We start from the raw sequence: 9,362 nt of genomic DNA on the forward strand, positions 1-9,362 counted from the left end.
GCCTCGTGCCTCTTTTCCAAAATCTCGAACCTCGGGCCTCGTGCCTCGTGCCTCTATAAAATATTCCAGCAGGAACTTGGGCAACTGCGTGGACTTACCAGAACCTGTATCCGCCTTGACAATCACCACCTGGTGCGTCTTCAGCAATTCAAAGAAATCCTCCCGTTTTTGTACAACGGGAAGTTCCGGATACTCAATCTTTAACGCTGTCAAATCCATCATTTTAATTACGAGTTATGAATTACGAATTACAAGAATCGCTTGCACAAAAGTCACGTTACATGACGAAGCCGTGATTATTCCTCTCATAATTCACAATTCGTACTTTGTAATTCAAAGATTAAAATCGAGGATTTTAGTCTTTGATGTGTCCGCACTTGTCGCAGGTGAACTTGTAGCTGTTATCAGGATCCACCACCATGACACCGTCACAATCCGGACATTCGCAGGGCAGTTCGCCCGGCATCACTTCACGGTAGGTCTTCTTTTCTTCTTCGTTCATAAATACTCCGCGCAGAAAACCTCTGCGGTTAAGCAAAACTATTCTGCAATTTCTTTCAGATAACGAGCCAAGGCGTCCTGCCAAGTAGGCAGCGGCTTAAAGCCTGCTTCCAGCAATTTGCTCTTATCCAAGCGGCTGTTAAAGGGGCGCGCAGCCTTGGAGAGGCCGTATTCAGCGGTAGTTACCGGAACAACCTTAGTGGACATTCCTGCCTGCTTGTAGATTTCGCAGGTAAAGTCGTACCAACTGATGAATCCGCCTTCATTGGTGGCATGGTAGTAACCATACTTTTCAGTTTCGTTCATGTCGATGAGCAAACGAGCCAAATCCAATGTGTAGGTGGGTGTACCGATCTGGTCATTCACCACACGGACGGTATCATGAGTCTTACCCACATTCAACATGGTCTTGATAAAGTTCTTGCCATTCAAGCCAAAAACCCAGGCAATACGGACAATGAAATACTTGTCCAAAGTGTTTGCCACAGCCAACTCGCCTTCAAGCTTGGTCTGGCCATAAACATTCAGAGGCTTATAGTCCTTGCAATCAGGCTTCCAGGGTTCAGTACCTTGGCCATCAAAAACGTAATCAGTGCTGATGTAGGTCATCTTGCAGCCTAGATGATGGCAGGCATCGGCAATATTCTGGGTGCCGCCGCCATTGATTCCACGAACCTTAGCTACATTGGCAGGATCTTCAGCCAAGTCCACAGCGGTCCATGCAGCGCAATGAATCACTGCATCGGGCTTGATTTCGTTAAGGGTCTTGTCCACAGCCACAGAATCTGTAATATCCACAGAAACGTAGGGCATTTTTGTTACAGCAGAGCCGTCCTGCACGCCGCTATATTCAGGAGCGATATCGGAACCAACACCTTCGTGGCCGCGCTTTGCCAATTCATTCATCACGTCATGGCCCAACTGGCCACCAACACCTGTAACAAAGAATTTCATAAGAACCTCTTGTTTTGTACAAAGATAAAAAAATGGCCTCCCTAAGGAGGCCATCTTCATTTCATTAAGGAGCTCTTTTTTACTTAACGAGAGTAGAGAACACGTGACCGTTGCTCTGCTTCAGCATGTAAATGCCAGCCTTGTTGAACTGAGCCTTGAGAGCGTCGTTCAAGGAAGTGCCATTGGTGAGTTCCAAGGAACCGAGCACGCGGCCCTGCATATCGAAAACCTTGAAGGTCTTGACTGCGTTGACTACAGAGAAGTCAGCCTTGATAGCCATATCCGGATTATCGTTGTTGCCATTCTGACCTTCGGAGCCCGGTTCAGCAGTGGTGAAGACCAGCTTCACGTCACTAATCTTGACTGCACCTGTAGTTTGTCCCAAATTGAAGGCAAACTGAGCGGCATCATCAGAATCTTCTTCCATAGCAAAGATAAATGTGTATTCCTGTTCCGTAGTGGTGAGGTCAAATTCCTTAGTGGCGTATGCACCCCAGGGGTCTACGGATTGCTGGAAAGAAACTTCCATCTTGCGAGCTACATCAGCGCTAGCCTTAAAGGACAACTTGTACTTCATGCCCTTATCAAGAGCCACATTGTACTGAACAAGCTGCGGCTGGTAAGTTTCTGCACCAATAGTGGTAACATCAACCGTAGCCGTGCCACCAGCAACAGAAGTCTTTGCAGCAGAGCCACCCCAGTTTGTACCCTGACCCAGGAACCAAGAAGATGCACCGTTGCTTGTAGAAATCACGCTGCTGCTAGAGAAGTCACCATCCTTAAGAAGGCTCACTGTGGTTTCGCCGACCAATTCAAACTTGGCGACCACAGACTTTTCCTTGTCCATGGTTACAGTAATGGTTTCGTCAGAGCCGGTAGCACCACCTTCCCAACCCACAAACTTCCAGCCTTCGTTGGCTTTGGCGGTGAGCTGTACAGTTGATTTTGGAGCATAATAGTTAGCGCTGGGGCTCTTTGTCACAGTACCTGCAGCAGCCGGAGATGCAGTTACATTGAGGGCAAGTTCATCGGCACTGCCACCGATTTTCAGCAGGTTCTTCTTAACTTTAGCATAACCTTTTGCAGTGCCCGTATTTCCGGTGTAGGATTCAATTTTCATGGAAGCAACTTCATACAGTTTGCCCATCTTCATACCAGCTTTAGCCCATTCGCTGAAGTGCTTGGAAATAGAAATGGTACCCTTGGTACGATGCTGGCTCGTATTCGACGGGATGGACCAATACTGCTTAAAGGTGCTGGTACCCGAAAGAGAAGGCTGATTAATACGGTCGGTAGTATAGAAATCGTAGCTAATACCATCGATAACGGCAGAACCCCACTTTTTACCGCCCTGGGTAGGATTGTAGCTTCCGCGATCCTGGACAATGTAGTATTCAATTTCATTGCTGAAGCCACTGGGTTCGTCCCCTCTGTCGTAATAGCCCCAGCCATAGACACTGACATACTTCACGTTGTCGGTGGAGCTCCATTCCACATCAAATTCGGAGGTAATATTACCCACATTCTGTACGGTAACAGAGGAGTTAGATCCCCAACGCTTTCCGGTACGGGCCAACATGTTGATAGTACCCTGCCATTCAACTTCGAAAGCACCACCATTTTCGGCGCTTACGTTAAGCTTCATAGTTGCGGAACCGGCACCATTCTGGCTCCAAAGTTCGTAATCATAGCCACCGGCGCTACCCATTTTCTGGGATGTACCATTAGAGCAGGTAACGGTCTGTCCCCAGGAAACGGATGTCGAAATTGCGGCCACGGCAAAGGCTGTTGTTAAAACTTTTTTGATACTCATACTTTTCCTCTCTGGGAGTTATTTGTGTTCTATTCTAATTTATACCATTCTATATAAGTTGTTACACACTACTGGATCAATTCCGTTGTAACCTTTTACAACAGCTACAACACCCCGAAAAACCTTTTTTTTCGCAAAAAAAGCCCATTTCACACAAAAAAACGCCCCGCTTTCGCGGGACGTTCTTAACCACATCGATAGTTAGAAAGGAGATCTTTTTACTTGACCTTTGCAGTGAACATACGGCCGTTTTCCTGCTTCAGCATGTAAACGCCAGCCTTATTGAACTGAGCCTTGAGAGCGTCGTTCAGAGATGCGCCGTTAGCAAGTTCAATTGCACCGAGGAAGCGACCCTGCATATCGAACACCTTGAAGGACTTAGCTGCATTCACCAGCATGACATCCTGGAAGATAGACAAGGTTCCAGAGGAAGAGGATGCCGGAGCAACAACCTGTGCGGAGGAAGAAGATGCGGGTTTCACAACCTGTGCAGAGGAAGAAGAGGAAGCAGGCTTCACAACTTCTGCAGAGGAAGAAGATTCAACGACCTGTTGCTGCTGAGAACCCTTCTTGGTGAACTTCACATAGTCAACATTGGTGTTATCGTTGTTGATGGTGATGCGAACAGTCTGCTTGCCTGCAGAAAGGGTCATGGTACCCTTGGCGTCTTCGTAGGTATCCCAGTCTTCCCCACCATTAAAGCTAAGCTTTGCAGAAGCAGAGCCAACCTTGACAGAGATAGAACCTGCGCCAGAACCATTGGAAACGGAAGCGACAACATCATAATCACCAGCTTCTGCAACGTTCACGGTGTATTCCAGCCATTCTTCTGCAGCAGTATAGCCAATGGCACGACCAGAACCGCTCTTCACAATATCAACAGAAGAGTAGTCTTCACCACGGTAGCTGTGGTCGCCATCATCGCCAGAAGCGCCCTGGGTACCGGAGTAAGTTACGCCGTAGTTACCGTTATCGAAGTCTTCAGCTTCGATGGTACCCGGAATGGTCATGGACTTGAAAGCGGAACGTTCGATTTCCTTTGCAGGAGTAGAACCTTCGCCCTTATCGCTCATGTAGAAGTAGGTGTAGTCAACAGAACCAGAAGCATTACCACCGGCTTCGTTCATCAACATAACTTCGGTAACCTTACCGAACTTCAACTGAGTGCTTCCACCGCCCTTGGAGCCGCGGAGCTGTGCAGTCTGGCCATGGAACAGTTCGTCCCACTTGTTGAAGTGAGCAGAAATATCGATATGACCGCACTGACGAGCAGACTTACGAATGCTGAAAATCTGCAAGAAGGTGGAGGTACCAGTCTTGGAAGGTTCCTGCTGGCGAAGGAATGCGTGAATGGTGTAAGTAGCGCCATCAACGGTGATTTCACCAAACTTGGCACCAACATACTGTTCGTTGGGCTGGCTATACCAGTCGTCAACGATGTAGTATTCGACCTGGGGGTTAACGGTCCAGCCGTAAACACCGATATAGCCGTACTGAGCGGAACCAGTCTTGGTGTACTTATAATCAACAGTGTAGTGCTTGGTGGTATGATCCACACCCGGGCCGTTGTCGCCATAGCGGAAACCAACACGAGCCAGGTAGTCCTGGTTGTTGGACCAGTTAGCCTTAAAGGTACCGTTATCGTAATAGGTCATGGACTGATTACCACCACCAGACCACTGTTCAAAACCCCACGGAGTACCGCTGATAGAACCTGTCTGATTGTTGCCAATGGTGTGACCAGAGCCAACATGGCCCATCTGGTCGGTACATGCGTTTGCTGCAAAAGCAGAGGTTGCAGCCAAGCCAAATGCTAGAACAGCGCCGGCCTTTACGATAGAGGAAAATTTCATAACTACTCCTTGAAATTCCTGTTGTATTCCCTTTTCCTTGGCGCCTAAATTAGGTTCGTCACGTACAAACTGGAATACTTTCGCAAGACAAAGCGTTGTTGCATATTACAACGCATAAAAGTTTACAAAGCTATTGGACGCAGTACAAAACTGCGAAATTTTCAAAAAATCGCAAACTTAGTTTGTTAAAAAAAAGGCATTCCACTTTCGTGGAACGCCTTTATTCAGTCTAATTTATAAGTAAGACTTTTTTTACCTAGCCAGGTCGATTAGTTTTCTTCGTCGCCAGGAATGCCGATCTGCTGTTCCGGCTTGTCGTCCTTCACAACAGAGTCGTCATCCACTTCAACGCCTTCGACATGATCGAAGGTTTCCTTGGCTTCAGCGGAATCATGCTCGATGTCTTCAACGCTAGGCAGTGCGGTTGCATCCTGGACGGAGTCGCCTTCGTTCAGGCGGATGCACTTCACGCCGATAGCGCTACGGTTGGTCAAGCGGATAGTTTCAGCTTCGATACGGATGACCTGACCTTCCTTACTGGTGATGATCAAGTCGTAGTCGTCAGCAACGCTTTCCACGAATACTGCCGGGCCAGTCTTTTCCATACCATCGGCGCTCAGGTTACGGACACCCTTGCTGCCGCGCTTCGTCACGCGATAGGAGCTGGGCTGAGAACGCTTGCCGAAGCCCTTTTCGGTGATGGTCACGATCTTGTTGCCTTCCTTGAGCCAGATGAGGGAGATGACTTCGTCACCTTCGGCCAAGGTAATGCCCTTCACGCCGTGAGTGCCACGGCCCATGCTACGCATGCAGCTAATGGGGAATGTGACAGCCTGACCGTACTTGGTGGCGAGCATCAAGAGGTCCTTGGCGATGGGCTGAGCTGCGGTTTCGTCGGCATCTTCAGATTCGACAACCTGAGCTTCTGCTGCAGTTGCATCTGCGGATTCGTCATTTTCGTCACCAGCCTGAGAAGCGTTGAATTCTTCAGCGCTCATGCCAACCAGCTGAACCTTCACCAATTCATCGTCTTCGTCCAGGCTGATTGCATTGACGCCAGCCTTACGGGGGCGGCTGAACAAGGTGAGATCCATCTTGTTGACAATACCCTTCTTGGTAGCGAACACCAGGCAGAAGTAGCCACCGAACTTACGGACCGGCACAATGGCCTGAACCTTTTCGCCTTCGGTAAGACCGATGAAGTTGATAATCGGGCGACCCTTGCTGTTGCGATTGCCTTCGGGCAGGCGGTAAACCTTGGTCCAGTAAGCACGGCCCTTGTTGGTGAACACCAGCAGGTAGCTATGGGTGCTTGCAGTAAAGATCTGGTCAACATCGTCGTCGTCCTTGAGGCCGGTGCCCACAACGCCCTTACCACCACGGGACTGGGCCTTGAAGGTATCAATCGGGAGACGCTTGATGTAGCCTTCCTTACTCAAGGTAATGACCTGTTCTTCTTCAGCAATCAGGTCTTCGTAGTCGTAGTCGTCCACTGCGTCTTCGATGCTGGTGCGACGTTCGTCGCCAAACTTGGCAACCACAGCGTCCAAGCGTTCCAGCATGATGGCAATGCGGCGTTCGCGGCGTTCGAGAATATCCTTCAAGTCAGCCACGAGAGCCAGGAGTTCGTTGTATTCGTTTTCCAACTTCTCCAAGTTCAAGCCGGTGAGCTGGGCAAGACGCATATCCACGATAGCCTGGGACTGAATTTCGTCCAAGGCGAAACGGGCCTGCAAGTTCTGCTTGGCAGCTTCAGTGGTGGGGCTAGACTTGATGATCTGAACCACTTCATCGATGTTCTGGGTTGCAATGCGCAAGCCTTCGATAATGTGGAGACGGGCTTCAGCCTTGTTCAAGTCAAACTGGGTGGAGCGGGTGATCACGTCGAGACGGTGATCGATGTAAATCTGGATCAAGTCCTTCAGGGTCAGGACCTTGGGCAGGTTGTTCACCAATGCCAGGTTGTAAATGCTGAAGGTGGTCTGGAGCTGGGTGTTCTTGAACAGGTTGTTCTGAACCACTTCAGCAACGGCATCCTTACGGAGTTCGATAACAACGCGGATACCTTCCTTGTTGGATTCGTCGCGGATGTCGGTAATGCCGTCGACGCGCTTGTCCTTTACAAGTTCAGCAATCTTCTTACAGAGTTCAGCCTTGTTCACCATGTACGGAATTTCCGTCACGATGATGCGGGGCTTACCGCGGCTGTCTACATCAATTTCGGTACGGGCACGGAGGCGGACCTTGCCATGGCCAGTGAGGTATGCATCGCGGATACCTGCGCGACCGCAGATAATGCCACCCAGCGGGAAGTCCGGACCGCTCACATAGTTCAGCAATTCTTCGCCGGTAATATCCGGGTTCATTGCCTGAGCGTGGATGGCGTTAGAAATTTCGCGAAGGTTATGGGGAGCCATGGAGGTTGCCATACCCACAGCAATACCTGTGGTACCATTCACCAACATGTTGGGAATGGCGGAAGGCAGCACGGTCGGTTCTTCCAAGGATTCATCGAAGTTGGGGCCCATGTCCACGGTGTCTTTTTCAAGATCTTCCAGCATGAGCATGCCCAAGTTGTTCATCTTGGCTTCGGTATAACGCATTGCAGCGGCGCCGTCACCATCGATAGAACCGAAGTTACCCTGGCCGAAAACCAGCGGATAACGGAGGGAGAAGTCCTGGGCCATACGGACCAAGGTTTCGTACACAGCGGAGTCGCCATGGGGGTGGTACTTACCGATCACGTCACCCACGATACGGGCGGACTTCACGGTCGGCTTGTTGGGAACCACACCAAGCTTATGCATACTGTACATGACGCGGCGATGCACGGGCTTGAAACCGTCACGGGCATCGGGAAGTGCACGTGCCACGATCACGCTCATGGAGTAGCGGAGGTAGCAGTCCTGCATATCCTTTTCGATCAAAGACTTGATCTGGGATCCTGGAACCAATTCTTCTGACATTACTTATCCTTTTTGAGGTATCAGGCACCAGGTTCCAGGTTACAGGACCTGGCCCCCATGCCTTTCACTTTTTCATCTATTAACTTCAAACTTTTCAGGTCGGTCTGGTCTATGCGGTGCGGGGTGATGGTTGCGTACCCCTGATGCAACAGATAGTCGTCACTATCCACAGGGGCCTTGTCCCAAAGCTTATCACCATCCAGCAGCCACAGTTGGCCTTCGGCCGACGGCTTTACGTCGTAGTGGTCCGTAAACATTCCCAAGGCCATGGTTGCAGCCTTGTAGCCCTTGAATTCTTCCACCGTAGTCTTGGGGAAGTTCACGTTCCAGAATGTACCCGGGAGAATATCCTGATACAGTTTCTGAGTCACCACCTTCACAGCGAAATCGATTGCCGTATTGAGCATTTGGCCGCCACATCCCCTCAAGGACAGAGCTACGCCAGGAACGCCCCACAAGGCCGCTTCACGGGCTCCGGCCACCGTTCCCGAATACAGGGAGGACACGCCGGCATTTTCTCCGACATTGACGCCCGAAAAACAGACATCGAACTCCCCTGCCGCAGAACTTACACCGGCACAGCCCTCAGGTTCGCTTTCAAGGCCGAACTTGGCAAAATGACCCAGCCCGAACTTGGCGCAATCTGCAGGAGTGCCGGACACGGAATAGAATTCATAAGGCCAGGCTTTTGTACCGTCGGTAGCCATGGGAGTGGTTTCATCCACGGGCACCTGTTTAACGCGCAAACCTCTGCGCACGGTAAAGGCCTGACTGACCCCGCTCTGCTCCGTTTCGGGGGCAAAAACGAACACATCAGCCACCTTGGACAAGGCAGCCGCAAGAGCGCGCAGATTGCCACTCTTAAACCCATCGTCGTTTACGATGAGAACTCGTGTTCTAGGGGTATTTTGCATGCTCCGTAAAAATAGAAATTTCTTACAAAGCGGGCTGTAAAAACCTGACATTTTAAAGCAAAAAACGCCCCTTTTGAGGGCGTTTTTAGGGGTATTTTTGGAAAAACTAGAATGCAAACTACGGTCTAAAATTTTTGACTTGAACGCCCTTGAATTCAAAACTTTCTTTGCCTGCGTAAATGACCGTTTTTTCTCCACACATTTCGGGATATTCCTTTTCAAAAACTCCAAAATTTTTGACGAATTCCGAATTGAAGGTTTCCGAGGACTTTATTTCAAAAGGAGTCAGGATTCTTCCAGTTTCTTCAACAAGGTCAATTTCCTTGCCGTCACTGGTTCTATAATACCAGAAATTTTTCTG

General features: G+C 49.7%; 8 protein-coding genes. All 8 read right to left on the reverse strand.

What is annotated here, in order from left to right; genetic code table 11:
* Positions 1-222: hypothetical protein (locus MJZ25_16045; protein ID MCQ2125686.1), on the reverse strand; the 222-nt coding region annotated here is incomplete at its 3' end.
* Between the two features lie 133 nt (positions 223-355).
* Positions 356-502 carry a hypothetical protein gene (locus tag MJZ25_16050; GenBank protein MCQ2125687.1) on the reverse strand — a complete coding sequence of 49 codons (147 nt, stop codon included), beginning with the start codon at positions 500-502 and terminating at the stop codon, positions 356-358.
* Positions 503-540: 38 nt separating this feature from the next.
* Positions 541-1,455 (reverse strand): dTDP-4-dehydrorhamnose reductase, encoded by a 915-nt coding sequence (gene rfbD / locus MJZ25_16055; protein ID MCQ2125688.1) that lies wholly within the window; start codon positions 1,453-1,455, stop codon positions 541-543.
* Positions 1,456-1,534: 79 nt separating this feature from the next.
* Positions 1,535-3,268, reverse strand: a complete 1,734-nt coding sequence (locus MJZ25_16060) for a glycoside hydrolase family 11 protein (GenBank protein MCQ2125689.1) — start codon at positions 3,266-3,268, stop codon at positions 1,535-1,537.
* 218 nt (positions 3,269-3,486) lie between these two features.
* Positions 3,487-5,121: a glycoside hydrolase family 11 protein gene (locus MJZ25_16065; protein MCQ2125690.1), complete on the reverse strand. Its 1,635-nt coding sequence runs from the start codon at positions 5,119-5,121 to the stop codon at positions 3,487-3,489.
* A gap of 269 nt (positions 5,122-5,390) precedes the next feature.
* Positions 5,391-8,087, reverse strand: coding sequence for a DNA gyrase subunit A (gene gyrA, locus MJZ25_16070; protein MCQ2125691.1), 2,697 nt, complete (start codon positions 8,085-8,087; stop codon positions 5,391-5,393).
* A gap of 20 nt (positions 8,088-8,107) precedes the next feature.
* On the reverse strand, positions 8,108-9,001 hold the full coding sequence (gene surE / locus MJZ25_16075) for a 5'/3'-nucleotidase SurE (protein MCQ2125692.1): 894 nt from the start codon (positions 8,999-9,001) through the stop codon (positions 8,108-8,110).
* A 118-nt stretch (positions 9,002-9,119) separates the two neighbouring features.
* Positions 9,120-9,362 (reverse strand): DUF4143 domain-containing protein (locus MJZ25_16080; protein ID MCQ2125693.1); only part of this gene is annotated, 243 nt, incomplete at its 5' end.

Origin of the sequence: Fibrobacter sp. (genome assembly GCA_024399065.1) — a bacterium.
Lineage (GTDB): Bacteria > Fibrobacterota > Fibrobacteria > Fibrobacterales > Fibrobacteraceae > Fibrobacter.